The organism is Mesorhizobium caraganae, from assembly GCF_016836705.1.
Classification (GTDB): Bacteria; Pseudomonadota; Alphaproteobacteria; order Rhizobiales; family Rhizobiaceae; genus Mesorhizobium; species Mesorhizobium caraganae.
The window spans coordinates 36,915-63,179 of record NZ_JAFCGY010000026.1 but is presented as its reverse complement, the minus strand read 5'-3'; the positions used below and the strand labels follow the sequence as shown (position 1 = coordinate 63,179).

At 56.8% G+C, this 26,265-nt stretch carries 21 protein-coding genes and 2 pseudogenes; 17 read left to right on the top strand and 6 right to left on the bottom strand.

Annotated elements, in window-relative coordinates; genetic code table 11:
- Both JQK88_RS37555 and JQK88_RS28170 read right to left on the bottom strand, forming a co-directional pair.
- Nucleotides 1-272: pseudogene (locus JQK88_RS37555) on the bottom strand (IS3 family transposase); the annotation flags it as partial.
- A 326-nt stretch (nt 273-598) separates the two neighbouring features.
- Complete coding sequence (locus JQK88_RS28170; protein ID WP_192183223.1) at nt 599-982, bottom strand: RidA family protein; 384 nt, start codon at nt 980-982, stop codon at nt 599-601.
- Nucleotides 983-1,135: 153 nt separating this feature from the next.
- On the opposite strand from JQK88_RS28170, the gene JQK88_RS28165 reads away from it, so the two are divergent.
- The 7 genes from JQK88_RS28165 (at nt 1,136) to JQK88_RS28135 (ending at nt 8,830) form a co-directional block, all read left to right on the top strand.
- Nucleotides 1,136-1,936, top strand: coding sequence for an aspartate dehydrogenase domain-containing protein (locus JQK88_RS28165; protein WP_312037337.1), 801 nt, complete (start codon nt 1,136-1,138; stop codon nt 1,934-1,936).
- A gap of 89 nt (nt 1,937-2,025) precedes the next feature.
- Nucleotides 2,026-2,928 carry a LysR family transcriptional regulator gene (locus JQK88_RS28160; protein ID WP_192250989.1) on the top strand — a complete coding sequence of 301 codons (903 nt, stop codon included), beginning with the start codon at nt 2,026-2,028 and terminating at the stop codon, nt 2,926-2,928.
- Between the two features lie 132 nt (nt 2,929-3,060).
- A complete protein-coding gene (locus tag JQK88_RS28155) occupies nt 3,061-4,524 on the top strand; it encodes an aldehyde dehydrogenase family protein (RefSeq protein ID WP_312037336.1) in 1,464 nt (487 codons plus the stop codon).
- 12 nt (nt 4,525-4,536) lie between these two features.
- A complete protein-coding gene (locus JQK88_RS28150) occupies nt 4,537-5,616 on the top strand; it encodes an ABC transporter ATP-binding protein (protein WP_203280138.1) in 1,080 nt (359 codons plus the stop codon).
- 45 nt (nt 5,617-5,661) lie between these two features.
- Nucleotides 5,662-6,723: a polyamine ABC transporter substrate-binding protein gene (locus JQK88_RS28145; protein ID WP_203280137.1), complete on the top strand. Its 1,062-nt coding sequence runs from the start codon at nt 5,662-5,664 to the stop codon at nt 6,721-6,723.
- A gap of 74 nt (nt 6,724-6,797) precedes the next feature.
- A complete protein-coding gene (locus tag JQK88_RS28140; protein ID WP_203280136.1) occupies nt 6,798-8,027 on the top strand; it encodes an ABC transporter permease in 1,230 nt (409 codons plus the stop codon).
- Entirely contained in the window at nt 8,024-8,830 is an 807-nt protein-coding gene (locus JQK88_RS28135; protein ID WP_203280135.1) for an ABC transporter permease, read from the top strand. The genes JQK88_RS28140 and JQK88_RS28135 overlap by 4 nt, the downstream gene beginning before the upstream one ends.
- Nucleotides 8,831-9,044: 214 nt before the next feature.
- Here the strand turns inward: JQK88_RS28135 and JQK88_RS28130 are convergent, their stop codons facing one another.
- Nucleotides 9,045-10,037, bottom strand: coding sequence for a GlxA family transcriptional regulator (locus JQK88_RS28130; protein ID WP_203280134.1), 993 nt, complete (start codon nt 10,035-10,037; stop codon nt 9,045-9,047).
- A 681-nt stretch (nt 10,038-10,718) separates the two neighbouring features.
- Between JQK88_RS28130 and JQK88_RS28125 the strand changes: the two are divergent.
- Nucleotides 10,719-11,892: pseudogene (locus tag JQK88_RS28125) on the top strand (IS3 family transposase).
- Nucleotides 11,893-11,965: 73 nt separating this feature from the next.
- Here JQK88_RS28125 and JQK88_RS28120 read toward each other — a convergent pair.
- On the bottom strand, nt 11,966-12,808 hold the full coding sequence (locus JQK88_RS28120) for a helix-turn-helix transcriptional regulator (RefSeq protein WP_246750075.1): 843 nt from the start codon (nt 12,806-12,808) through the stop codon (nt 11,966-11,968).
- 187 nt (nt 12,809-12,995) lie between these two features.
- On the opposite strand from JQK88_RS28120, the gene JQK88_RS28115 reads away from it, so the two are divergent.
- The 6 genes from JQK88_RS28115 to JQK88_RS28090 all read left to right on the top strand — a co-directional run bounded on the left by JQK88_RS28115 (nt 12,996) and on the right by JQK88_RS28090 (nt 21,612).
- Entirely contained in the window at nt 12,996-13,763 is a 768-nt protein-coding gene (locus JQK88_RS28115) for an SDR family NAD(P)-dependent oxidoreductase (protein WP_203280133.1), read from the top strand.
- A 10-nt stretch (nt 13,764-13,773) separates the two neighbouring features.
- The gene (locus JQK88_RS28110) at nt 13,774-15,012 is read left to right on the top strand and encodes a D-arabinono-1,4-lactone oxidase (protein ID WP_203280132.1); all 1,239 of its coding nucleotides are present in this window, start codon (nt 13,774-13,776) and stop codon (nt 15,010-15,012) included.
- A gap of 125 nt (nt 15,013-15,137) precedes the next feature.
- The gene (locus JQK88_RS28105) at nt 15,138-17,210 is read left to right on the top strand and encodes an acetate--CoA ligase family protein (protein ID WP_203280131.1); all 2,073 of its coding nucleotides are present in this window, start codon (nt 15,138-15,140) and stop codon (nt 17,208-17,210) included.
- Nucleotides 17,211-17,220: 10 nt separating this feature from the next.
- A complete protein-coding gene (locus JQK88_RS28100) occupies nt 17,221-18,417 on the top strand; it encodes an acyl-CoA dehydrogenase family protein (RefSeq protein WP_203280130.1) in 1,197 nt (398 codons plus the stop codon).
- Entirely contained in the window at nt 18,414-19,985 is a 1,572-nt protein-coding gene (locus JQK88_RS28095) for a 5-guanidino-2-oxopentanoate decarboxylase (RefSeq protein ID WP_203280129.1), read from the top strand. The genes JQK88_RS28100 and JQK88_RS28095 overlap by 4 nt, the downstream gene beginning before the upstream one ends.
- A gap of 217 nt (nt 19,986-20,202) precedes the next feature.
- Nucleotides 20,203-21,612, top strand: a complete 1,410-nt coding sequence (locus JQK88_RS28090; protein ID WP_203280128.1) for an FAD-binding oxidoreductase — start codon at nt 20,203-20,205, stop codon at nt 21,610-21,612.
- On the opposite strand, the gene JQK88_RS28085 is transcribed toward JQK88_RS28090, so the two are convergent.
- Together JQK88_RS28085 and JQK88_RS28080 are read right to left on the bottom strand one after the other, a co-directional pair.
- Nucleotides 21,557-22,048, bottom strand: a complete 492-nt coding sequence (locus JQK88_RS28085; protein ID WP_203280127.1) for a hypothetical protein — start codon at nt 22,046-22,048, stop codon at nt 21,557-21,559. The two genes, JQK88_RS28090 and JQK88_RS28085, sit on opposite strands and share 56 nt — an antisense overlap.
- Before the next feature lie 51 nt (nt 22,049-22,099).
- Nucleotides 22,100-22,633, bottom strand: coding sequence for a TetR/AcrR family transcriptional regulator (locus JQK88_RS28080; protein ID WP_246750077.1), 534 nt, complete (start codon nt 22,631-22,633; stop codon nt 22,100-22,102).
- A 418-nt stretch (nt 22,634-23,051) separates the two neighbouring features.
- On the opposite strand from JQK88_RS28080, the gene JQK88_RS28075 reads away from it, so the two are divergent.
- The 3 genes from JQK88_RS28075 to JQK88_RS28065 all read left to right on the top strand — a co-directional run bounded on the left by JQK88_RS28075 (nt 23,052) and on the right by JQK88_RS28065 (nt 26,259).
- The gene (locus JQK88_RS28075; RefSeq protein ID WP_203280125.1) at nt 23,052-24,182 is read left to right on the top strand and encodes an extracellular solute-binding protein; all 1,131 of its coding nucleotides are present in this window, start codon (nt 23,052-23,054) and stop codon (nt 24,180-24,182) included.
- Nucleotides 24,183-24,193: 11 nt separating this feature from the next.
- On the top strand, nt 24,194-25,348 hold the full coding sequence (locus tag JQK88_RS28070; RefSeq protein ID WP_376740462.1) for an ABC transporter ATP-binding protein: 1,155 nt from the start codon (nt 24,194-24,196) through the stop codon (nt 25,346-25,348).
- A 62-nt stretch (nt 25,349-25,410) separates the two neighbouring features.
- Entirely contained in the window at nt 25,411-26,259 is an 849-nt protein-coding gene (locus JQK88_RS28065; protein WP_203280123.1) for an ABC transporter permease, read from the top strand.
- Nucleotides 26,260-26,265 lie beyond the last annotated feature (6 nt).

The following is a 26,265-nucleotide window of genomic DNA, read 5'->3' as shown; positions in this document are numbered from 1 at the left end:
GCATTCGCGCATCACGTCGTCGACGATGTTGAGCACGAGTAACCTTCGGCCCCAGGCGAACTGTTCTGGACGAAATCCAGCGACCATTGCGCGTTCGGCTTCGCGTGGACCAGGATCGGAGCCCGCATCCTACCGCTCGGCGTCTTGAGCGTCGCTTGCGCACAGCCAGTCTTTGTCCCGTATAGCCGCTAGACGCGGCTGATACTTGATGCCTCGCCCTCGCGCCCGAACCGAATGACCAGCCGCCCATAGCCGAAGCGCGTGCACTCGTTGCAAGGTTGCGTAGTGGGTACACTAGGCCGAGCTTGCGTAGAGACGAGCGACGCTTGCCCGCACTTCCATCTACCTGCAGTGGACAAAAAGACGGTCGATATCACGGACGACTGGACGGAAGATGATCTATTGGGCCTCATAGTCCTCGTCAGGAGTCTCTGACCAGCAGCGTCAATCCAGCTGGGTTAACTGGACATGACGAGAGTGGGAGCTCCGGACCACCCTTGCGTGTTGCTTGTAGGGCGGCATACATTGCAATCACTTCCTAGCGTCGCTCGTCAGGCGAAGCGGACAAGATGCGGCCGAAAGAACTCAATAACAGCGCCTAACTCGACTTGGCTGAAAAAGCCGTAACATCAAGTTTCATCCTCTCGCGCGCTGGCAACGATGAGACAGCAACGCAGGTCCTGGCAGGTTTGTGGGGCGCCAAGGCATTAAGATACACCGCGTTGACGCGGTCATAGTCTGCCATGTCTGTCAGGTAGACAACGACTTTGACGATATCATCAGGGCGACAGTCGCACGCCTTCAGTATGGCCATGACGTTTGCAAGGGACTGCTTTGTTTGCTCGACTATATCGTCGGAGACAACTTCCCTTGTCCGAGGATCCATGCCGCCCATGCCGGAAACGAACACCCAAGGTCCTACGACCGCTGCATGCGAGAACGGACCATCTGGGGCATCCGGTGTTGTAACAAATCTTGTCATGCTGCTTCCGAGCTCTCTTGAACTTCGGCATGCTATCTGGCTCCAATGAAATGTGAACCGGGAATCCAGCATTTCGGCGTTGCCGAAATTGTAACACCAAACCCCTAACCATGCAGACTAAACGCATAACAGTGTTTGCCGGGGAATTTTGATGTGAAGCCGCCGAGGATAGCGATAATCGGCTACGGGTCGATAGGCCGAGCGGTGATTGACATCGCCCGCCATGCACTTCCCGCAGACACAGCATACGCCGCATTGACCAGGACTCCCCGAAAACTGAAAGACATCAAGCGGCTAGAAGCGCTTTCGACCTTGGACGATCTCGTCGCCTTTGGCCCGGACGTCGTGGTCGAGGCTGCAGGCCATGAGGCGCTCGAAGCATATGCTCCCGCTGTTCTGGCCAATGGCATATCGCTGATCACAGCGTCGGTAGGGGCGTTGGCGCAGCGGAATCTTTTCGAGCGTCTTTCGCTTTTGGCAAGTTTGCATTCTGCGAAGCTCGTCATCCCATCCGGTGCGATAGGGGCGCTTGATTATATCTCGGCAGTCGCGCTCATCCCGGGCACGAGGATCGACTACAAGAGCAGCAAGCCCATCGCCGCTTGGTCCAACGAGCTAAAAGCCATGGGCATTGAGGCGGGAACGCAGACTGGTCCCATCGAGATCTTCGCCGGTGATGCGATCGGGGCAGGCCAGACCCATAAAAACAACGCCAATGTCGCGGTTGCGCTCGCGCTGTCATCCGGGACGCTTGACGTGCCGCTGGCCAGGTTGGTCGCCGACCCGCAACTCACCCTGAACACCCATGAAATCACCGTCACGGGCCCAGCAGGCACCATGCACATCAGGATTGAAAATCGCCCGATGGATGACAACCCCAAGACCTCTTACGTTACCAGCGCAAGCATCGTGGCGGCGATCAAAAACCTGCTCTCCCCAATCCGGTTTGGCTGATTTGACCAATGGGCGACAGCATCAGACGGCTTGGAAAGCGAATTCGACAGCCGCTGGTTCGCCGGAACGTTCCCATATATATATTCTGAATGCTCGATCAGTCTCTTAGGTGCTTTACCGAAGTCATCAATGCCAAGTCAATCAGGCTGGCGGCTGACCGGATACACATCGCTCCGAGCGCCATCAGCCGACGAATAGCCTTGCTCGAGCATACGCTTGGCACGCCACTCATAGTCCGGACGACGAAAGGCGTCTCGCCAACTGAGCAGGGTCGGCTTCTGTTTGAATATGCAACGCGTGCATTGCTCGATGAAGAGCGGTTCCTGAAGGAAATCGACGATGTTGGGGCGCTTCGCCTCGGGAAGGTTTCGATTGTCGCAGTAGAAGCGACCATAGGGCGCATATTGCCACAGGCAATACAAACGTTCCGAACCCGGTTCCCTGGAATCAGAATTGCCGTTCATATCGTTGGGGCTCACGAAGTGACCGAAGCTCTAATCCACAGCAACGTGGACATCGGCGTGACCCTCAATCCGGCGCAAAAGAGTGAGATCCTGCTGCGAATGCGGTGGCCCCAGCCATTGCGAGCGGTCATGCGGCCTGATCATTCTTTTGCAGGGCGTCAAAGAATGTCGATCGCAGATCTGCTAAAGCACCCCTATGCTCTCCCCGACCGCAGCTTCGGAATACGGGTGCTGATCGAGAGGGAAGCGGTGCGTCAGTCGATCGATCTCAATCCAACAATTGAAGCCAATTCGCTTCAGCTCCTCAAGCGGGCTGTCGAAGAGAGTGATCTTGTGACTGTCCTACCACCCGAGGCAATGCGCCTGGAAATCGAGGCCGGTACGCTTGTCGCCGTCGAACTGATCGAGCCACCCTTGAACAAGGCGGAGATCTGCGTTTTGACAGCCCGGGGCCGGCCGCTGACTCGTGCTGCCGGCGAGATGTTGAAATGCATCAAGGCAATGATTGCCGACGTCATCATAAAGTAAGCTGCTGGGTCTGCGGTGTCGTGTTCTAATTCCGGCATCACCAGGTTCGCCTAATTGAGCACGCCAGCCAATCGCGGTTCTGACATCGTTGGAGGATCGACAGCCTCCTGGTAGCAAGTCAAGGACCACCTCGTGAACAACATCAACTCCGAAACAATCTGGTCACCGTTCGATGGCTCCCCGGTCGGCCTGATGCCGATCGCTGACGAAAATGACGTGGAGGCCGCCACCGTGGCCTCTGTGGAGGCCTTCGGCGTGATGAAGGCGTTACCACGCTTCGTCAGAGCCGACATCCTTGATCGCGCTGCCCAAATCATCAAGAGGCGTCGCGCCGAATTCGCGTCAACCATAGCAAGCGAGGCTGGAAAGCCATTGTTTGACGCGCGCGGCGAAGTTTCGAGAGCCATCTTCAATTTAACCAATGCGGCCGCGGAAGCTCGCCGGTTCGTGGGCGAAGAGGTACCCCTCGATGTCGATGGCGGTGTCCATGAATATCAAGTCACAGGAACCGATGGACATCGAATCGACATCGAAAAGGCACAACTGCAGGAATTAAAGGCAAGCAGACAACGTGTCGGCATCGCGCGGCGATTTCCAATTGGGCCCATCCTTGCGATTGCGCCGTTCAATTTCCCGCTCAATCTCGTCCTTCACAAGGTCGCGCCAGCCATCGCAGTGGGAAATAGTGTCGTTCTCAAGCCGGCGCCGCAAACGCCGCTGACCTCGGCCTTGCTCCTGCAGGTGTTCGAGGAAGCCGGGTTGCCGCAAGGAGCCCTGCAGGTTGTTCATTGCTCGGTCGCCCTGGCCGAGAAGATGGTTCGGGACGATCGTTTCGCTATGGTCACCTTCACCGGATCAGCCAAGGTTGGCTGGCACATCAAGTCAATCTCCGGACGTAAGAAGGTGGCTCTTGAACTCGGAGGGAACGGAGCCGTCATTGTTTGTGACGACGCCGACGTCGACCTTGCCGTTGCTCGATGTGCGCGCGGAGGTCTCGTTTACGCCGGTCAGTATTGCATCGGTGTTCAACGGATCCTGGTCGCCCGCCAGATCTACGACGTCTTCTGCGAGAAACTGATTGCAAAAGTAAGATCTTTCAACGTGGGCGATCCGCTGGTTGAAGGTGTGGATGTAGGACCGGTTATCAATGAGGATGCAGCGAAAAGGATCTCGGCCTGGACGGAAGAGGCTCTCGCTAACGGCGCAAAACTGCTTTGCGGAGGAACCCGCAACGGAACTCTGCTTCAACCGACGTTGCTCAGCAATACCACCCCTTCCATGAAGGTGGAGTGCGAGGAAGTGTTCGGGCCCGTCATGACCGTCAACCCGTTCGATAATTTCGATGACGCGCTCAACCGGGCCGCATCGGGGAACTATGGCCTGCAGGGCGGGCTATTCACAAACAACCTACGACGTGCGTTCCAGTCGATTGAAGAGTGGGATGTTGGCGGCTTGATCGTGAATGACGTTCCTATCTTCCGCATCGACAATATGCCGTTCGGAGGTTGGAAGCAGTCCGGTCTAGGCCGCGAGGGAACGCGCTATGCCATGGAAGAAATGAGCGCGATCAAGCATCTGGTCCTCAACTATTCTTAGGCTATCCCTAAAATGCTTAGTGCCGATTCAGTCGTCAGCTTCAAAAACGTAAGCAAAACGTATGACGGAAAAACGTTTGTCGTCAGGGATTTGAACCTTGAGCTGAAAAAGGGCGAATTTCTGACCCTTCTCGGCCCGTCAGGATCGGGCAAGACAACCACACTGATGCTTATTGCAGGATTCGAACATCCCACGACGGGCGTCATTCAAATGGGCGGCAAAGTTATCAATGACTTGCCGCCCTCACGGCGAAACATAGGGATAGTTTTTCAGAATTACGCGCTGTTTCCACACATGACGATAGCGGAAAACGTGGCATTCCCATTGCAGGTGCGCCGGCTTTCCAAACCCGAGATACAGGAACGGGTCTCGGCGGCTCTTGTGAAAGTTCAATTGACGGGATTTGCCGAACGCAAACCTTCTCAACTTTCAGGGGGGCAGCAGCAACGCGTGGCCTTGGCGCGAGCTCTGGTTTTCAACCCCTCACTGGTGCTCATGGACGAGCCTCTGGGTGCCCTCGACCGAAGGTTGCGGGAGGTGATGCAACTGGAAATTCGCTCCTTGCACGCCGCTTTAGGCACGACTTTTGTCTACGTGACTCATGATCAGTCCGAGGCGCTGACCATGTCCGATCGCGTCGCAGTGTTTCATGAAGGCGCCATACAGCAACTCGCAACCCCAACCGACATATACGAGAACCCCCGAAACAGTTTTGTTGCGCGCTTCGTCGGCGAGAGCAATCAATTCCCTGCCATCCTGCGTGGGACCGAAGATGGTTGCGCGATTGTCGAAACCCCTGATGGCCTTCTCAAAGGTCGCAATTTCCTTGCCGACGAAGCTGCGGGCGACCAGGTTCTCGTCTCGATAAGACCCGAAAACATCAGCACCGACGGCGCCGCCGGTGACGACAATTGCTTCGGTGTCAAGGTGATCGACCGCATTTTTCACGGAGACCACGTTCAGCTGAGCCTCAGAACTGCAGCCGGCATCAAGGTCATCAGCAAAAGCAGTGCCGAATTGGCACCCCAACAAGATAAGGATGTTCTGATCAGAATGAGAAAGGAGAAGTGCATCATTTTCCCCGCAAAATAAAGTTAAGTCACAAGACATGATTTAGAACCAGAGAAGGGAACAGAGATGATAAAAACAATCAAAGAGCCAATAAAGCAGCTCGCCGTCTTAGGCTTGGTGTTTTGCTTGCCCGGCGTCGCCTTGTCGGCTTCGGCAAAAGAACTGACCGCCGTTTCATATGGCGGCAGCTACCAGATGAGTCAACGGAAGGCCTACTTTGAACCTTTTGCACGCGCGACCAACACGAAGGTTACCGAGGATGAGTGGACGGGTGAAATTTCCAAGATCAGTGCGATGGTCCAGTCCAATCAGGTAACCTGGGACGTTGTCGACGTCGATTCCTATAGTATGCAGCAAGGATGCGATGACGGCGTTCTGGAGAAGATCGACTACTCAAAGCTTCAAGGCAAACAGATCTTTGAAGGCGGGATAGCCTTCGAATGCGGGGTTCCAAGCGTCATTCTGGCGACCGTCGTCGCCTATAACGCCAACAAGCTAAAAGATGGGCCTACAACCATCAATGATTTCTTCGATCTGAAAAAATACCCCGGCAAGCGTGGCATGTGGCGCCGGCCGGTGGCAAATTTGGAATTCGCCCTCATTGCAGACGGTGTACCGGTTGATCAGGTCTACAAAATGTTGGGCACCAAGGAGGGACTTGATCGCGCCTTCGCCAAGCTTGATACCATCAAGAACGACATCGTTTGGTGGGAAGCCGGGGGACAGCCCCCTCAGCTGCTCGCATCCGGCGAAGTTGTGATGTCCACTGCGTGGAACGGCAGAATCTACAGCGCTAACAAGGACGAGGGCGCAAATCTTAAAATCGTTTGGGACGGCCAGGTCCAGGATTGGGATATCTGGGCGATTCCGAAAGGTGCCCCTAACCTCGAGACGGCCTACGAATTCATCAAATTTGCGTCCCAGCCTGAGAACCAGGCAGAGCAGACCAAATACACCTCCTATGCCCCGGCGGTGGCCGCGGCCAAGGACAAGGTCGATCCAGCCGCGCTCGAGAACCTGCCGACCGCTCCCCAAAATTCCAAGCGTGTCCTGAAGACGGACGCTCAATTTTGGGCCGACAACAATGACGCTGTGCGAAAGCGTTTTGACACCTGGCTGTCGAACTGACAGGTGACCCTGCAGGGGACGGAGGTATCTGCAAGGATACCTCCGCACTCTCGCTATCTCAAAGGAGCACAGAGTTGGAAATCGTCGACAACAAGATCGGCAAGCAGTTTCGACGCCAGAAGCGGCGCGAGAGCGGTCGCGGGGTGTTGTTGGTATTGCCGGCGTTTCTGTTCCTCCTTGTTGTTTTTGTTGTGCCGATTGGCTTGATGACAATCCGCGCCTTTGACAATGCGGAGACGGCCGCGCTGCTGCCGCGCACAGCTGAAGGCCTGAAAAGCTGGAATGGGGTCGGCCCGCCACCCCCAGAGGCCTTCGCGGGATTTACCCAGGACCTTCGGCAGGCGACAGCCGACCGAAGCGTGGGCGCGTTGGCCAGAGCCCTCAACCAGCAGTCCGACGGCCTTCGCACATTGGTAATGAAGACGTCGCGCGCTCTGCCTGATACGGAACTCAGCAATGCTGCGGACGCATTGGTCGCCATTGACTCGCGGTGGCGCGAAGCGGACGTCTGGTTCGCACTCAAGCGGGCCAGCGCCTCTCTGACGCTGACCCATTTCGCAAAGGCGGCAGATCTCGAATATGGCGCCGATGGAAAGATCACGCCGCTCGGTCCGTCCGAAAAGCTTTTTCAGTGGGTGTTCTTGCGAACTTTCGCCATTGCCGCGACGGTCACCCTGATTTCGATCCTGTTAGGCTACCCGGTTGCTTACCTTTTGGCGGCATCAAGCGGCGTGCGTCGCCGCGTCGTGATGATGTTCGTCGTAATTCCTCTAGCCACGTCAATCCTTGTGAGAGCAATCGCATGGCTCGTGCTTTTGCAAACGCATGGTCTGGTCAACGACGCGCTTAGGCTGATCGGGATTATATCAGAGCCGGCGCAGCTGCTTCATACGCGGACCGCCACGATTCTGTCGATGGTGCACATCCAGCTTCCCTTCATCATACTGCCGATTTTTGCCGTTATGACCACGATTTCACCGAACTATGTCAGGGCCGCACGATCGCTTGGCGCGGGGCCGATTGTGACGTTCCTGAGGATCTATCTCCCTCTCAGCATGCCTGGCGTTGCCGCGGGCGGATTGATCACGTTTATCCTGTCGCTGGGACACTACATCATTCCCGCCCTGGTCGGAGGGTCGACGGACCAGATGGTCAGCTACTACGTGGCGCTCTATACAAATCGAGAGCTGAATTGGGGACTGGCGTCAGCCTTGGGAATAATCCTGCTGGTGGCGACCATCGTAATGTACGGTGCCTTTGTGCGCTTGATCGGCGCCGATCGCGTAAGCCTGGTGCCAAGATGATACGGTTTCGCTCTGCGTCCGCCGTGGGAGCACGGTTTGCGTTCCTGACCGTCTGCGCTCTTGTGCTGCTGTTCCTGGTTCTTCCGGTCGTGGCAATCGTACCGCTGTCGTTCAGCGCAGATCCCTGGTTTACGTATCCGCTCCCAAGTTGGTCGCTGAGATGGTATCAGGATCTTTTTGGCTCCGAGCAATGGCGAAACGCTTTCTTTAACAGCCTGATTGTCGGATCAGCATCAACGGTCTTGGCAACCCTATTGGGCACGTTGGCCGCCTTCGGTCTCGCCTTTCATAGGGTGCCGTTGCGCTCGCTCGTCATGGCAGTGGTGATTTGTCCGATGATTGTCCCGGTTGTCATCACGGCTGTGGCGATGTACTTCAGCATGCAAGCCGTCGGCCTCGCAAATTCGTATGCCGGGATCATACTGGCGCATACGGCGTTGTCTTGCCCGTTTGTCGTCCTGACGGTTATGGCGGTTTTAAACAGGTTCGACCGGAATCTGGAGCGGGCTGCCGCAAGTTTGGGTGCAGGACCTGTAACGGTATTTCGGAAAGTCACGTTCCCGATCATTGCCCCGGGTGTTGTCTCTGGCGCGCTGTTTGCCTTCTTTACCTCGTGGGATGAGGTCGTTGTCGTCCTTTTCCTCGGCGCACCCGATCAGCGGACACTGCCCCGGCAGATGTTCAGCGGCATCCGGGAACAGCTCAGCCCTACCATCATCGCCGCCGCAACGCTGCTGATAGCGGGGTATATAATCCTGGGTATATTCATGGCATTCAGGAGGGATACCGGGGTCCAGCGATAACAACTGCGAGTTCCGGCGTCCCGCCTGGGTTCAAACCGTCTCCGATTGGTGCAATTGCTGGAAGACAGCCAGCTCTGCCAAGGTCTGTATCGCCTCCGCCTCACTTCGGTTCTCGCGGTGCTCTGCTGAAGGCCTGGCCGGCCAACCGTCAAACCAGCGGGCGATTGGTCTACCTGTGTCCATTGGCAAGTGCAGTTCTGTTTACGGTCGCGGGTCAGGAGTACGGGGGGTTGCGAGATCGATCTTTAGGAGCTGCATACCGGTTTCTGAGGTCTGTCGGCGTAACCCTAATATGTTGGCGGAAGACCCGGCTGAAATGTCCGGCATTGCCAAAGCCGCATCTGAAACCAATTTCACCGATCTGGAGGTCGGTAGCTTCAAGTAGCGACTTTGCGTATTGAAGCCGAACCGCGAGATAGGCGGCCATTGGGCTCACGCCCAATTCGATCGCAAAGAGTCGTTCGAGTTGACGCCTCGAGAGGTTCAATTTCGCGGCGATATCAGAAACTGCTATTTTCTCTTGTAGGCTGCTCTCCATCAGCAGGAGCGCACGCTTGACTGCGCGGCTTGACGCTTCTGGAAAAAGGTCGCCAACCGGTTGCACGTCGTAGCTGTTGCGAATTCGATCCATTACCAGAATTTTCGCGGCTTTCTCCGCGGCCCTCGGTCCGATTGATTTCAAAACAAAGTATCCAGCCAGATCTGCCGCACCCGTGCCTCCTGCGCACGTCGATCGTTTGCGGTCTACGCAATACAGACTGTCTGCTTGCGCCCGCACATCGGGAAACGACTGCCTGAAATCCTTAATATGAAACCAGCTAACGCAAGCATCGTAACCATTCAGCAATCCGTAGCGCGCCAGAACAAAGCTCCCGGTACAAAGCGCCGTGATATGCACTCCGCGCTCTGCGGCGCGCAGCAGGAATGCTTCCTTTTCCTGACTAAGGTTCTGTTGGGGGTCCAAGAGGCCTCCAACGACGACGATATTGTCGAAGTCTTCAGGGTCCCCGATAGCTCTCGTCGGGAGCAGCTCAAGTCCGCAACTTGAGCGTATAGGCAAGCCCCTTTCTCCGAGTATCTGCCAGTCGAACTCTACTCGACGGCTTCGATCGCCTTCGTCCCCGGCCAGGCGCAGCGTATCGATGAACAGGGAAAGCGGCGACAGCGTAAAGTCGCGAACGAGGAGAAATGCGAACGTCTTTGCCATCCAAAACGTCCCCGTGATGGAGCCCCCGCATAGGCCCTACAGTTCAATCGAAGTCGCCAGCGCTTTTCACCGGCTTGGCACACGCATAAGCGATGCTTGCTCGTTCCGCGAGCTAGTAGCGGCAATATGTATGTGGCTGAACGCCTCACGTAGCGGCTTCGACATAATACCGGGCTGTTCCTATCCTGCACACCAATAATGGAAAGGGCCCCGATCGGTAATGCAATTTAGGCAACGCAGCGCTGCCAAAAGCTCGGCTTCACGCGACTGCCGGCGTGTCTCCGTAATCGTCTCCATAACCAACATCCAAAACACAAGTGCCTCGGATCAACTCAAACTGGGGCGCTCATTCCATGAAAATCAGACAGTACTTTCTTCTCCGGATCTGGTCCGGACGATTGCTCTCCAGCGCCCTGCTTCCTAAGGGGCATTTGGCGTATCTAAAGATTCTTTGATTTTTTCCGTTCCAGTCCGAAGGCCGTCCAATGCCAGAAGCCGCCAATAGACGCCTGACCGTGCGAAGCAGCTCTTGAGGCTTGAGGCAGACTGCACGATCCGATTGTCGATATTGATAATGGAAGCCCGCTCCGTTGGGGCAATCGAATGCGTGGATTGTGACCTGCCACTGAGAATTTCCTCCATCTGAGATTAGAGTCCGGCCCTTGATCGAAGGACGGACTGATGAAGAGAAAGCGGTTCACGGAAGAGCAGATCATAGCGGTTCTGCGCGAGCACGAGGCGGGAGCGAAGGCGGGCGATTTGGCTCGCAAGCACGGGGTCTCGGAGGCGACGCTGTATAATTGGAAGGCGAAGTATGGCGGGATGGACGTGTCCGACGCCAAGCGGCTGAAGGCGCTGGAAGACGAGAACGCCAAGCTGAAGAAGCTGCTCGCCGATCAGATGCTGGAAGCCTCGGCGCTGCGCGAGCTTCTGTCAAAAAAATGGTAGGGCCCGCCGTTAAGCGCGAAGCCGTCGCGCATCTGCAGGCCGTCATGGGCTTGTCGCAGCGTCGGGCCTGTTCCTTCGTCGGCGCCGATCGCAAGATGATCCGCTACCAGTCCCGGCGTCCGCCCGAGACGGAGCTGCGTGGCAGGTTGCGCGCCGACGCTTTGGCTACAGGCGGCTGTTCATCCTGCTCAGGCGCGAGGGCGAGGCATCTGGGGTCAACCGCATCTATCGTCTCTACCGCGAGGAAGGCCTGACGGTGCGCAAGCGCCGGGCAAGGCGGCGAGCGGTCGGCACGCGGGCGCCGATCCTGGTCGAGGCAAAGCCGAACGCGCGCTGGTCGTTGGATTTCGTGCATGACCAGTTCGCCTGCGGCCGGAGGTTCCGCGTGCTCAACATCGTCGACGACGTGACGCGCGAATGCCTGGCCGCGATCCCGGACACCTCGATCTCCGGCCGTCGGGTTGCCCGTGAACTGACGGAACTGATCACCCACCGCGGCAAGCCGGGCATGATCGTCTCCGACCACGGCACCGAGTTTACCTCGAACGCCATCCTCGCCTGGTCGAAGGATTGCAGGATCGAATGGCACTACATCGCGCCGGGCAAGCCGATGCAAAACGGTTACGTCGAGAGTTTCAACGGCCGGATGCGCGACGAGCTGTTGAACGAGAGCCTGTTCTTCGGTCTCGGCCACGCCCGAAGCGCCATCGCCGAATGGAGGGAGGACTTCAACACCGCCAGGCCACATTCCTCGCTCGGCTACCAGACCCCGGCAGCCTATGCCGAGGTCATCACCGCAACCGGCTCCGACGCTGAGCTGATGGAAGGCTCCGCGCCTCCGCCGGTTGCTCAACCCGCGCCACAAGGCGTAACAAAAACGCTCGAGGCTCTAATCGCAGCTGGATGACAGTTCAGTGGCAGGTCAATTGGAGTGAAGGGGGATTGGTGCGCCGGCGTCTCGCTGCTGGTCGGGCGGCGACCTATTGGTTCGGCCGGCCATTGCGGTCGGACGTGATCGCAAGCTCTGGCAGAAGTGTCTCGATGAACAGCGCAAAAAGCTCGCTTTGACTGGAAATATTAAGCCTTTTGTAGATGTTCTGGCGGTGCAGTTTGACCGTGCCTTCGGTCACGGAAATGATCGACCCGATCGAGCAGTTGCTGTGGCCGCGCAGGATGAGCTGCACGATTCTGCGCTGTTGATATGTCAGCCGGTCTTGGCAGAACGTCGTAAAGGCCTTCTCCATCAAATCATTCAGACTTGGTGGGCGCATGGTCGCCCGTGCATCCCGCCACTGGCTACGGATGCTCTCGCGCACGACCGGCTCAAGCGCTTGCAGGCCAGTCTTCTCCGTCACGGAAAACGGGGCGCCCCGCAGACGCATCAGCGAGTAAACGGCGTTGAACCCGCCCTCCAGCGGGACGAGGAAGCCGATCTCCTCAACAAGGGAGCCCGGCTGCATGGAAACGCAAGGATGGATCTCTGTTGAGCCGTAAAACTCCGAATCGAAAAAGCGGTCGGGCGCCAAGTCGCGCATACGCCATAGACCCGGTTCCCAGCCCTGGACGCAGGCTGTGTAGAACGGGTCCAGCAGGTAGGCGCCGTTGAGATAGGCTTCCAATGCCGATGGCGCTGCAGCCTGACGGTAGCCATCGTAGAGCAGCAGTGGTCTGGCATCGAAGGGAAAACCAAAAATCGCCGACAAATCGAACGGAGCAATGCGGGCGAGCATGTCATCGAGCGCCTCTGGCAGCGTAGGCCTCCCGATCTGTCCCATGACCGAGGCGATTGCCGATACGTCGGGTAAATTATTCAGCGCAAGCAAAGCCCACTCATGACGCGGAGCTCAACGCACCGCGATGTATCACTTTTGGAATATGGCCCAGCTGAAACGCTTATGCAAGCATGGGCCAAAGCGTTACCCGTGTGGGCGAAGACCTTCAGGCAAGTGAACCTGCCCTTGATCGTAATAAACCCACCTTCACAGGCAACATAACACAACAGGGGTGCAAATGAGTGGTCGGCTTAGAGGCAAGGTTGCGCTCATCAGCGGCGGTGCGGGAGGATGCGGTCTTGCGGCATCGGAACTTTTTGCGCGCGAAGGTGCGGCAGTTGGCATAGTCGACCTGCAATCCAGCGACGGCGAGGCAGCTGCAAGCCGTTTGCGCAATCAAGGCTACGAGGCTGCGTTCGCAGCTGCCGATGTCTCAGATGAAGGGCAGGTGGCTTCTGCCGTTAGCGCGCTCAGTGGCGCTCTGGGACAGATCACCGTCCTATTTAACCATGCCGGCACCATTATCATCCGGCCGTTCCTCGAGACAACCCTCCAAGATTGGGACCGGCTGATGGCCATCAATGTGCGCAGTATGTTCCTTGTAACCCGTACAGTGATTCCGCAGATGATAGACGCCGGTGGCGGATCCATCGTCTGCACCTCTTCCATCTCCGCGGTCGCAGCCACTCCAATGGAAGTTCTCTACAACACCACAAAGGGCGCCTGCCACATGTTCGCGCGCTCGATCGCCGTCGAGTTCCGCGACCGCAACATACGGTGCAATGCGGTTTGCCCAGGCTTCATTCAAACGCCCCACGGCCAGAGGGAAGTCGAGGAACTGTCAAGATACGGTATCGACGTCTCCGATGCCGCGATCGCGGCCCAGCAGGGACGCATGTGTCGGCCCGACGAGGTTGCTAAGGCCGCACTTTATCTGGCAAGCGATGATGCAAGCTTCATCAGCGGCGCGCATCTGTTTGTCGATAATTGTTTCACCGCGATTTGAGGGCAAGGACATGACTTTCGAAAAAGGCGGAGTTTGGCGCAACTGGGTCGGAAATCAATACTGCGTGTCACAATACAAGGCTTCTCCCGAGACGGAGGCGGAGCTTGTCGATCTGGTCCGGGAGGCAGACCAGCGGGATCTTGGAATTCGCGTGTCGGGCTCGGGACATTCATTCACACCAGTCGTGGGAACCAACGGTCTTCTCCTGTCGTTGGCCAATCTTCATGGTGTGCACAGAATTGATCATGAACACAAGCGCGTGACAGTCGCCGGCGGCACCAAGATCAACGAAGTCGGCAGAACACTCAAGCAGCACGGCTTATCGCTGATCAACCAAGGCGACATCGATAGCCAAGCCGTTGCAGGAGCCTTCACCACGGGCACGCACGGCACTGGCCTCCGGCTTGGTAACCTTGCATCGTCGATTTGCGGGATGCGCATCATCAAGGCCGATGGCAACATCCTCGACATTGACGACAGCGACAGCGACCTGCTGCACGCAGCACAGGTGTCGTTGGGGACGCTCGGCATCATTTCCTCGCTCACCCTTAACGTCATGGATGCCTACAACCTTCATGAGCGCTTGTGGAGAGACGACTTCGAGACTTGCATGGAACGGCACGATGAGCTGGCGGCGAACCACCGTCACTTCGGCTTCTTCTGGTGCCCAACGCCAGAGAGTCGTCATCTCTACTGCCTGCCGGACACTGCAGCTGTGTCGAGCACCGAAAAGCTGGCTGATGTCTGCGAAATGAAGATCATGGACATCACCGACGCAGCTCCAATGGAGGCGGACTTCGAGAAAATTGCGTACAGTTCCGAAGTGTACCCCATTGAATACGTGCCGAACTTTGTTGAGCTCGAATACGCAGTACCGCTGGAGCACGGCAAGACCGCTGTCAGGGCAGTGCGCGAGCTCATGCTCACCAGGCACACCAACTGCATCTACCCGATCGAATATCGCTTTACCGCCGGGGATCCCGGTTGGATGAGCCCGTTCCACCACCAGGACAGCATCACGCTGTCGGTCTCCGGCGGTCCTGGAATCGATTACTGGCCTTTTTTGAGGGACGTGGACGAAATCCTGCGCCGATACGGCTCCCGTCCGCATTGGGGCAAAATGCACTTCCTCGATACCGACGATGTCACTCAGCTTTATTCGCGAGCGAACGATTTTCGGAAACTGCGGCGCCAACTCGATCCCAAGAATAGATTTCTCAACGACCACCTGAGACTGTTGCTCGGCTAGGCTATTCGTCGACGGAGATCGAAATCGGTCGCCGCATGTCCGGCCATAAGAGATGTCCGCTCTCGCTGCTTATGTAACCGTGAAGCTCAATCGGATCGTTGAAACATATAAGGAATGTTGCTGTGTTGACAGATCTGCTGGACCCAAAGTCGATCGCCGTCGTTGGCGCTTCACCTCGCGAAAACACGGCAGGCTGTGATGCGTTCCGCCAAATTATCGATTTTGGCTATACCGGCGAGGTGTACCCCATTAATCCAAAGTATAGTCAGATCTTCGGCAGGAAGTGCTATCCATCTCTTGACGATATTGTCGGATTGCCTGAACATGTCGTTATCTGCGTTGCCAATCAGAATATTGAAAGCGAGATTGACAAGGTAATAGCCTGCGGTGCGAAAGCCGCGACTATTTTCGCAAGCGCTTACATATCGAACGATACAAATCCCACTCTGCCGGAACGCATTGGAAGAAAGCTCAGGGAAAACGGCATCGCCTTGTGCGGCGCCAACAGCATGGGCTTTCTTAACCTCGAAAAACGCGTCGCTGTAAGCTGGTTTCCCTTTGAAAACAGGGCATCCGGATCGATTGCGACGATCTGTCATTCTGGCGCGATCCTATCATGCCTTCTCAACCAAGATCCGCGCTTGCGTTTCAATCTAGCGGTTTCGAGCGGCCAGGAGCTTACGACCACCGTTGCAGATTACATGAAATACGCCCTGTCACTCCAGACGACGAAGGTTGTGGCGCTTTTCCTGGAAACAATCCGGGACGTTCCAGGCTTCATTGAGGCTGCGGCGATGGCTCGTGAAAAGGGCGTGCCGATCGTCGCGCTGAAGATCGGCAAGACGTCCCTGAGCGCCAGACTTGCCGAAAGTCACTCAGGCGCCATCGCCGGGAACCATGCGGCTTACCGCGCACTTTTCGCCAAAAGCGGGGTCATCGAAGTAGAAACGATTGACGAATTGGCAGCGACAGCGTTGCTGTTGTCCTCGCCGAAAGACATGGCGGATGGCGATCTCGGCGCCGTGCTCGATTCGGGCGGCGCGCGTGGCCACCTGGTCGATGTTGCAGAGGCCGTTGGAGTCAACTTTGCCGCAATAAGCCAAGCTACGGCCAATCGCCTGACGGGGCATCTGGCACCTGGCCTGGACGCTGTGAACCCGCTGGATGCCTGGGGCACTGCCACCGATTTTATTGAAAACTACACACAGTGCCTTCTCGCCATTAGCGAGGATGCAGCTGTAGGCCTCACCGCGCTCGTCTGCGATGTCCCAATGGAGGACTATATTTCCGAGGGGTTCGTCGAAGCATGCATTGCAGCCAATTCCAGGACTGAAAAACCAATCTGCGTGGCGACGAACTTTGCACGCCTGCCAAGGACGCGTCTGGCCGAAAAATTGTCAGAGGCGGGGATACCGCTGTTCGATGGCGTAGAAAACGCATTGCGAGCCGTTCGGAACGTGATGGCCTGGAAGAAATGGAGGGCCCGAGCAGTTGCGATGGAGGTCCCATCAAAGGCTGTGAAGGGGATGGATCCGGACCTTCGACGCATAGTCCAATCGGATACAATGACGGAGTCGGACTGTCTTGACGTGCTGGACGCCTATGGCATCCCGACAGCCGCGCGCATTCTGTCAGATTCGGCAGCAACGGCCGTGGCCGCGGCCGAGCGCATCGGCTACCCCGTGGTACTGAAAACAGCCGCCGTCGGAGTCCTTCACAAATCTGACGTTGGCGGTGTGAAGCTGAACCTGCGTTCGGCTGCCGAAGTGTACGCAGCTTATGAGGATGTAGCCTTTCGCCTCGGCCCGAAGGTGCTCGTCTGCGAAATGATAAAGACAGACGGCGTCGAGGTGGCTCTCGGGATCGTCAACGACGATCAGGTGGGCCCCATCCTGATCGTCAGCGCGGGCGGCGTCATGATCGAACTTCTTGAGGACTCGGCCAGTTTGCTTTGCCCAGTAAGCGAACGGGAGTTTACCGATGCGTTGGCGGGGTTGAAAATTTACAGGTTGCTTTCTGGCTTTAGGGGCAAGCCGGCATATGACCTCACTGCACTGGCGCGTGTCGCGGTAAGTCTCTCGCGCCTGGCTATCGATGCCAGAGATATTGTCAGTGAAGTCGACATCAATCCGATAATCGTGAGTCAGGGTTCGTGCGTGGCGCTTGACGCTCTCATACGCAAAAGAACGCACAGCTGAGGGAAGACAAATGCTTTTTACAGATCAAAGGCTACGTCTTCTCCAAAAGGTGCAAAGCTTTACGGAAGAAGTCCTGCGTCCGGAAGCTCTTCGTATCGACGCCAAGGCAAAGTTTCCGAGTGAGATCTATGCCGAGTGTGCCAGTCGTGGCCTGCTCGGCATTGGAATGCCTGAAGAGTTCGGGGGGTCGGGCGAGGACCATATCGTTGCTATCCTGGCAAGTGAAATCATAGCACGCGTCAGTCCAAGTTTTGCGATGTCATTCGGCATGTGTGCAGATGTGGCGTCGCCGGTCATCCTCTACGGAGAGGAGTCCGTCAGACAGTCCTATATCCCAGGGATCATTGACGGATCTGTTATCCCCTGTGTTTGCATTTCGGAAGCAGATGCGGGGTCGGATGCTGCCGCTTTGCAAACTACGGCACGAAAGTCTGGCGCAGCCTATGTCCTCAACGGAACAAAGGATTGGGTAACAAGCGCGTCAGTTGGCGATGTATTCGTGGTTCTGGCGAAGACCGACCCCGAAGGCGGAAACAAAGGGGTATCGGCCTTTGTCGTCGACCGGCAACTCCCCGGGATAAGGATAAGTCCCGATCACGACCTTCTCGGTTTCAGGGCAAGCCCCACGGCCTCCGTAATCCTTGAGGATGTGCACGTGCCAGAGCGCTGCCTCCTTGGGAATGAAGGGGAGGGGTTTCGCATCACCATGAAGATGCTTGACCTCTATCGGCTGAACGCAGCCGGGATCGGTCTTGGTATTGCGACTGCCGCGCTCCATTACTCAACGTCCTTTGCACGTGGCCGTCAGATCTTTGGTCGGCCTTTGATTGAGCACGAAGGCATTTCGTTTGAGATAGGCAGCGCTGCCGCTGAGCTTGCCGCCGCCAGGGCTCTCTGGGAACAAGCGCTTCTCCTGATGGGTGCCCCGCGCACAAAACTCGGCAGCGCCTACGCTGCCATGTGCAAGCTCGTTTGCGCCGATCTCGGGATGAAGCTTAGCACGCAGGCTGTGCAAGTGCATGGGGCTGCCGGGCTAGACGCTTCTAGTCCCCCAGCGATGCTTATGCGGGACGCGAAGGTAGTGCAGATGATCGACGGCACGAGTGAAGTGCAAAAATTGCTGATCTCCAGGTTCCTGGCCAAAGAAGATCTTCCTCAGTGGCGTGGTGATCGGGTGCAAACACACCTGGAGGATAGAAAACAGTGACGAAGCAATTGGTCGGTGAGGCGCTCGTTGATTTGCTTTCGCAGTATGGGGTTAACGTCGTTTTCGGCATTCCTGGCGTCCACAACATAGAGCTATATCGCGCTCTGCCAGCCTCCACGATTACCCATGTGCTCGGGCGCCACGAGCAAGGCGTTGGCTTCATGGCTGACGGCTATGCCAGAGCAACCGGAAAACCAGGTGTATGCTTCACCATCACGGGGCCCGGCATGACGAACATCATGACCTCGCTTGGCCAGGCTTGGTCCGACTCGAGCCCTATTCTGGTTATCTCGTCCTGTTTGGATTTACGCGATAGCGCACAAGGCCGTGGCAGGCTTCACGAAATGATCGATCAGTTTGGCGCTGCTTCATCGGTCACCGCGCATGCTTTCCGCGTCTACAACGGCAAGGATCTTCAGGATGCTGTAGCGGCAGCCTTTGCCGTATTCGCGTCTGCGCGCCCACGTCCGGTTTACATTGAAATACCTATCGACGTTCTACAGGCGGACGTGACGGATCGGTGGCTCGCCCGGACCCTTCCGCGCAAGCCGTTACCTGATCCCGCGCTTATCGAAGATGCTGCAAAATTGATTTCGCAGGCGTCTAGAACCGCGATTATTCTCGGCGGTGGCGCACTTGATGCCGGCAAATACGCACTTGATTTGGCTGAAAAAGTCGGAGCCTGCATTATCACAACCACGGCGGGGAAAGGAGCCGTCCCAGCAGAGCATGGCGCGGTTTGGGGTTCGGTGTTGAGCCTGGCATCCGTGCAACAGGACCTACAGACCTTTGACTGCATTGTGGCTGTAGGCACGGAAATGGCTGAGACGGACTTCTGGCGCACGGACATCTCCTTCCCAGGAAAGATTGTGCGCATCGATTTAGACGCCTTCAACATAGCGCGGCCCTATCCGGCCGCGGTTGCCATAATAGGCGATTCCAGCCACTGTCTTGAAAACATTTCGGCACGGATTGGTGTTCTCAAGCGGCGATTCAGGCCGTCCACAAACTTCGTTATGGAAACCCCAGCAGGTTCGTCTCTTGTTGCAAAAATCCTTTTTGCAATCCGTGCAGCGGTCCCTGTCGAGGCAGTGATTTGCTCGGACATGACCCAGATTGCTTATTCCGCGAATGTACAATTTCCAGTCTCACGGCCTCGCACGTGGTTACATCCTGTAGGCTTTGGCACACTGGGTTTTGCCTTGCCCGCCGCCATCGGGGCGAAGATAGGCAAAGGCGGGTCCGCACCCGTCGTGGCATTGGCTGGTGATTACGGGTTTCAATACACTTCGAACGAACTTGCTACCGCGGTTGAATTGAACCTGACACTTCCAATTGTGCTCTGGAACAACAGTCTGCTGGGCGAAATTCGCGACAGCATGATGACGGCCGGAATAGAACCGAATGCTGTGACTGCCCGGAATCCGGATTTCTGTGCCTTGGCCAAAGCATATGGAGCCAAGGCCGTCAAACCCGCGACCGCCGGCGATCTCTACACCATGATCAAGGACGCTCTGGACACCAATGGGCCAACACTGATCGAGATCACCCCAGATATAACATTCTAACCGGCCGGAAAGCGTAGGCCGATGGACCATCGTCAAACCGGCGAACTCCGTGCGAGTGACGTCTCAGCTTCCGAAGCTTCAGTAAGGGGCACCATCATTCCGGCATCAATGCGTTGTCGCTGGCTTTGCCCCCCCTCGTCCACGAACGGTCACGCGGACGGTGACGCTTGCACGGACAAAGGTTTGGCCCTCAGGCGAGCATGAATAGGATTGGCCGATGTCACCCGAAACACAACAGCTTCTGTCTGCTCTGGGTGATCGGCTTGGCGCTGGTGGCGTGCTCGCCGGCTCCGATGTCGACCAGCGCTATCGCGACGATCCCGACGGCAAGCTGGGTGCGCTTCCCGAAGTGGTGCTGCGTCCGCGCGACACAGAAGGTATCGCGGCAGCGCTGGCGGCGTGCAACGATCTCGGCCAGCCGATTGTCGTGCAGGGCGGACGGACCGGTATGGCTGGTGGGGGGCGTGTACAGCCGGGCGAGGTGGTGCTGTCGCTGGAGCGCATGACCGGCTTTACCGCTCCGGATCGTCAGGCTGCCAGCATCGTGGCCGAAGCGGGCGCAACGCTGGAGGCGGTGCAGGAGGCAGCCGATGGCGCGGGCCTGATGTTCGGCGTCGATGTCGGTGCACGTGGTTCGGCGACGGTCGGCGGCAACATCGCCACCAATGCCGGCGGCATCCGCGTGCTGCGCTATGGCATGTACCGGGCGCAGGTGCTGGGGCTAGAGGCCGTGCTTGCCGATGGCAGCGTTCTGACCTCGCTCAAGGGACTGCCCAAGGACAATTCCGGCTACGACCTCAGCCAGCTCTTCATCGGCACGGAAGGGACGCTTGGCGTCGTCACACGCGCGGCGCTCAGGCTGCATCCAAAGCCGGTGTGCGAGGTGAACGCTTTCTGCGCGCTGTCTTCGCTCGATGCGGCGATCGCCCTGCTTGGGCAGCTCCGGCAAAAGCTTGGCCCACTGTTGTCCGCCTATGAGGTCAACTTCGCGCCGCTCTATGACGCCATGGTCGCCAGCATGGACATGCCGGCGCCGCTGCCGGCGGGTTCGTCCGTCTATGTGCTGGCCGAAATCCAGGGCAGCGAGCCTGAACGTGACGGCGAGCGCTTCGCCGAGGTGTTGATGCAGGCGGTCGAGGATGGCGTCATCGACGATGTGGTCGTCTCGCAGTCGCCGCGCGAATTCCGGGCGCTGTGGGACGTGCGCGAGGACGCCAATCGCGTCCTGTTTCCAATCAAAGGGCTGATCAGCGTCGACATCAGTATCCCGCTCGCCCGCATGGGAGCATTCCTGCGGGAAGCAAGCGCTGCGATCCACGCCAATGATCCCGACGCCGACATCTATGTTTTCGGTCATCTCGGTGACGGCAATCTGCACTACCAGGTCCGCACGGTCGATCCCGCGGTGGCATATGACATCGTCTATCGTGGCGTGGCGGCGGCCGGAGGTGGCGTCTCGGCCGAACATGGCATCGGCCTTGACAAGAAGAAGTGGCTGCATCTGGTCCGCAGCGACGTCGAGATCGCTGCGATGCAGCGGCTGAAGGCGGCGTTCGACCCGAAGAACATCCTCAATCCCGGGCGGGTCTTCGACTTTGGCCCATCGGCTTTCCTCGGTGAAATTTGACAGGCGCTGCGCTTCGCTCAGTTGCGATTTGGCTGGAGATGAGAAACCGGGAGGCGGGTACGCAGAGCAGCACAGTGAACCCGGCAGCGTGCTCTGGGTGCCGGTGACCAGGATGGTGATCATCGTCTCGGCTAACGACACGGCGAAGGCCAGGATAGCGCCGCCGACCATCGCGCCCTACAGGATCGGCAGACACGATCGGCACGAACAGCGGGCTGGAGCGCAGCACGGCAACCAGTGTCGTTATCGCCGTCAGGAAGACAGTGGAGAGCCGGGCCCGGGCGACGCCGAGCAGCAAGCTGAAGCGCCAGAACGCTTGCAAGCCTGCAACCGGATCCCCGGAGGCGCGCAGCAAGGACTGGGGAATGCGCTCCAGCGACAGGAAGATCGGCAAGATCGCGAAGGGAAACAGCACCAGCAAGATGGCGTTGAACACGAAAAGCGTCGACGGCTGCTTCAGGATACCAGGACCAAACCTGACATCTGCCTAACGCGCCTTGAGTATCTCCAAGAAAGCGTCACCGAAGATGTGCAGAGGCTGCGGGTTGCTTTCAAGCTTTGCCCTCAAAACCGCTCCCTCCCAGCCAGTCCAGAACAGCCGAGCCAATCGCTCTGGGTCGAGATGATCAGAAATCTCGTTTCTAAGCTGCCCATCGGCGATGCAAACGGCGAATCTCCGTTCCCACCCTTGCAGGACCGCCACGAGTTTGGTCCGGAAGGATCCGGGAAGGGCCCCCATCTCCTGCCCAAGATTGCCGACGAGGCAGCCTCTACGGAACTCGTACTTGCTCATCCCGTGTTCAGCGTCATCCATGAACGCTACGATGCGCTCGATTGTACTGCGCCGTTGGTTTCCAAGAAACTTCTCAATCTTGTTCGCAAAAAATGCGTCATAGGCATCGATAGCTTCGAGCCCAAACGCTTCCTTGCTCGGGAAGTAGTAGTAGAATGATCCGCGGGGAACTTCGGAACGAGACAATATCTCCTCAATACCGGTTGAAAGGAAGCCTTTCTCCGTCATCAATTCCAAAGCGACGCGCATTATCCTTTCCTTGGCGGTTTCCAGGGCAAGATGCGTTGCCGTCTTCGGTGCCGAATTGTGGTGTTTTGTTCTGTGTGCCATCAATCGGCTATAGACCGATCAGCTACTGCAGTGCAAGAGGTTACAGCCTGCCATGGCCGGAAGTTTAGTGGTGCAGGCTGGTCCAGTGGTAGCATCCGTCGCAGAGGCGTAAACGCCCTAGTTTGAATCCGGCGTAAGGTCGGGTGAACCAAGGGCAGATCTGGAGTGCCGCGCTATTTGAGCGCGTCACCGAGAAATGCACTTGCGGGAGCTAATAGACTGATCTACTAGTAATTCAAGAGCGGCGACCAGAAAGGCGATGGGCGCTGCAAAAAAAGTGAAATCCAGGGTGGAAAGACAGGAGGAGTTTTAACCTATGAAAAAGTCAGGATACAGGTTCAGCAGACGCGGCTTTTTGAAAACCGGCGCCGCTCTTGTGGCAACGCAGAGCATTGCTGCGCCCTTTGTGATCACTAGGGCCTTTGCCGGTGGCGGGACTGTCAATTTTATGGGCTGGGCGGGGTACCCTCTGTTTCGCGAGAAAGTGTTTCCCGCCTTCGAGGCAGCGACAGGCGTCAAGGTAAACTTTATTGAGCAACCCGATCAGGACGCGATGTATGCACAAGCGAAGCTTTCGCTTGCCACAGGCAACATTGACGTCGCGGAACCGACAGTGGATCGTCTCGCAGCCTGGAATAGCCAAGGGCTGGTGCAGGGTTGGGATGAGTCCAAACTCGACCTCTCAAATTACCTCCCCGGTATGGCCGATGGTGCGATGGGCAAACGCTCAACCATTGAAGGGAAGCGCAAGTTTTTGCCAGCCGTCTGGGGCACGGAAGCGCTTGTGTATAAGAAGGGCGACGCCAAGCTGAGCTCACCTGCCAGCCTTGGCGATTTGTTCAGTCCAGACAACCAGGTGACCATTCGGCCTCATTCAGCGCTTGCGGCCATGGGCCGGTGGCTTGAGGCAAATGGCAAATTGCCGCGTCCGTGGTCGGATAGCTACAGCGATATGGCAGTGATGACCCAGCTCTGGGATATCGCCCTTGCCGAGGCGATAAAGCACAAGGGCAATGTAGTGCAATGGTGGTCGGGCGAGAATGACGCTAATGCCGGCTTCACTACAAATGGTGCAACTCTCGGGCTTTGCTGGGATTCGACTGGCTTCAACCTGCGCAACAATGGCTTTGTATACGCCGCGCCGGGAGAGGGTGCTTTCGCGTGGAATGAAGGTTTTGTGCTCCTCGCCAACGCTAAGAATGTTGACGAGTCTCATGCTCTTGCCAAGTGGGTTTCCACTGCGGAAGGCTCAGCGCTGTGGGGGGCGGCAGTGTCAGCAAATCCGGCTGCAAAAGGTGGACCCAAGCTACTCAATCCGGACAACGCTGCATTTTACGAAGGTGCATTCGACGAGGGTGCTTTGAAGAAGCTTTGGTGGTGGCCGGACCAGAATAGCGAATTTGTGGCTAAGCGCGGAGAATATGCCGACAAATACAGGGCCGCATAGGCAAGATGCGTGTGTCTAGCCATTCACGCAATCTTGTGCCGCAGGCCATTTCCAACTCGGCAGATTCGGAGAAGCGTTCTGAAGGATCTGTCGAGCTTGAACATGTAAGTTGCAGGTTCGGGAGCTTCCGCGCAATCGAAGATCTGAGCCTTACGATCAGGGCGGGCGAGTTCTTTTCGATCCTCGGCCCGTCCGGGTGCGGCAAGACGACGATCTTGCGGATGATCTCGGGTTTTATCGATCCAAGCGCCGGCACGATCCGGATCGGCGGGGAGGACGTCCGCGGCAAGCGCGCAAACCAACGCCCTACCAGTCTGATTTTTCAAAATCTCGCTCTGTTCCCCCTGATGCGCGTCTGGGAAAATGTAGCATTCGGCTTGGAGATGCGGCGAGTGCCACGCAGCATCCGGCGTAAAAGAGCCGAAGAGCTGCTGGCATTGGTGGATCTGGTTGGCGCTGAAGAGAAAATGGTAAGCCAGTTGTCGGGTGGCCAGAGACAGCGGGTCGCGATTGCGCGCGCCTTGGCTGTAGAGCCTTCGGTTATGCTTCTTGATGAGCCGTTGTCGGCGCTTGACCTCAAACTGAGGCAGCACATGCGAGCGGAACTGAGGTCGATCCAGAAGCGGACGGGCGTGACGTTCATCTATATCACTCATGACCAGAGCGAGGCACTCGCCATGTCCGACCGCGTGGCCGTGATGAACAAGGGAAGGATGTTGCAGGTCGCTCCACCTCACGAGATCTATCACAATCCAAGCTCCGGTTTCGTGGCAAAATTCGTAGGCGAAACCAATGTGATCGAGGGCAAGCTTGTACGAATAGCAGACGGTTTTGGCACAGTAGAGTCACCCTTGGGCCAGCATCGCGCCAGGGTAAGCCACAACGTGCAAGGGGAAAGCGTTGCACTGTATGTCCGTCCAGAGCATGTGGATGTCTCGCGGCAGCGACAGGGCGACAACGCCATCGAGGCACGGCTGCAAGATGTCTCTTTCGAAGGAAGCTTTGCGCTGGTTAAAGCAGTCACGGCGCATGGACATGTCTTCCTGGTGGCAACTGACAACAAGGATCTTCAACGCCTTCCAAGCAATACCGAGAACGTTTACCTCCATTTCGACGAACAACAGGCATTCCTTCTTCAATCAGATCGTGAACAATGCATCACTTAGTTAACAGGTACGGAAGGTCAATCTCTGCGCTGTTCCTAGTATTGACACTAGGCTGGCTCTTGATGCTTATCATTTTGCCGAATATTGCGCTGATTGAGAGCTCTTTCCGTCCCTACCTGCCGCTGAATGAAATTGACGGGCCTCGCGATAGCTATACCTTGGCTAACTACCAAAGGTTTCTTTCGACGCCGGTTGGCTTCGACATTTTTGGTATGTCGATCGATGTTCCGATCCATCTGAGAATTTTCATCACTACGGTTTTGTACTCCATTTTGGTCACGGCAATAATACTTATCATAGGGTATCCGGCAGCTTACTACATGACAAAAACTATATCACCTAGCAACATGGCGCTTTTCTTCATCGTCCTGACGGTGCCAATGTGGGTATCTGAGATTCTTCGCTCGTTCGCGTGGTTTACTATACTATCTTTTAAGGGGCCGCTTAATGCGCTATTGATAGAAATGGGAGTCATAGACTCTGAGATTAGGTGGATCAGGGGATATAATGGTATAGTTATCGGTCTTGTTTATACCTACATGCTTTTCATGGTATTTCCGCTGTATAGTTCAATGCAATCCTTGGATAAGAACCAGATCGAGGCCGCGCAGGATCTTGGGGCGTCGTGGTGGCGCACGCATTGGCGGGTCATTGTTCCTCATTGCAAACCAGGAATCGTGTCCGGCTGCGTCATGGTATTCATGCTATCAGCCGGTTCGCTCCTTGTCCCTTCTCTCTTGGGTTCGCCGAATTCGCTATGGTTCACGCAAACAATACAGCAATTGATGTTGGAAGCCCTTGATTGGAACACCGGGGCTGCTTACTCCCTGCTTTTCTTGCTTCTCTGTACTTTTGTGGTGGCGGGAATGATGTGGGCGTTCAAAGTGAAACTGTCTAACATCACAAACTAGGCACCG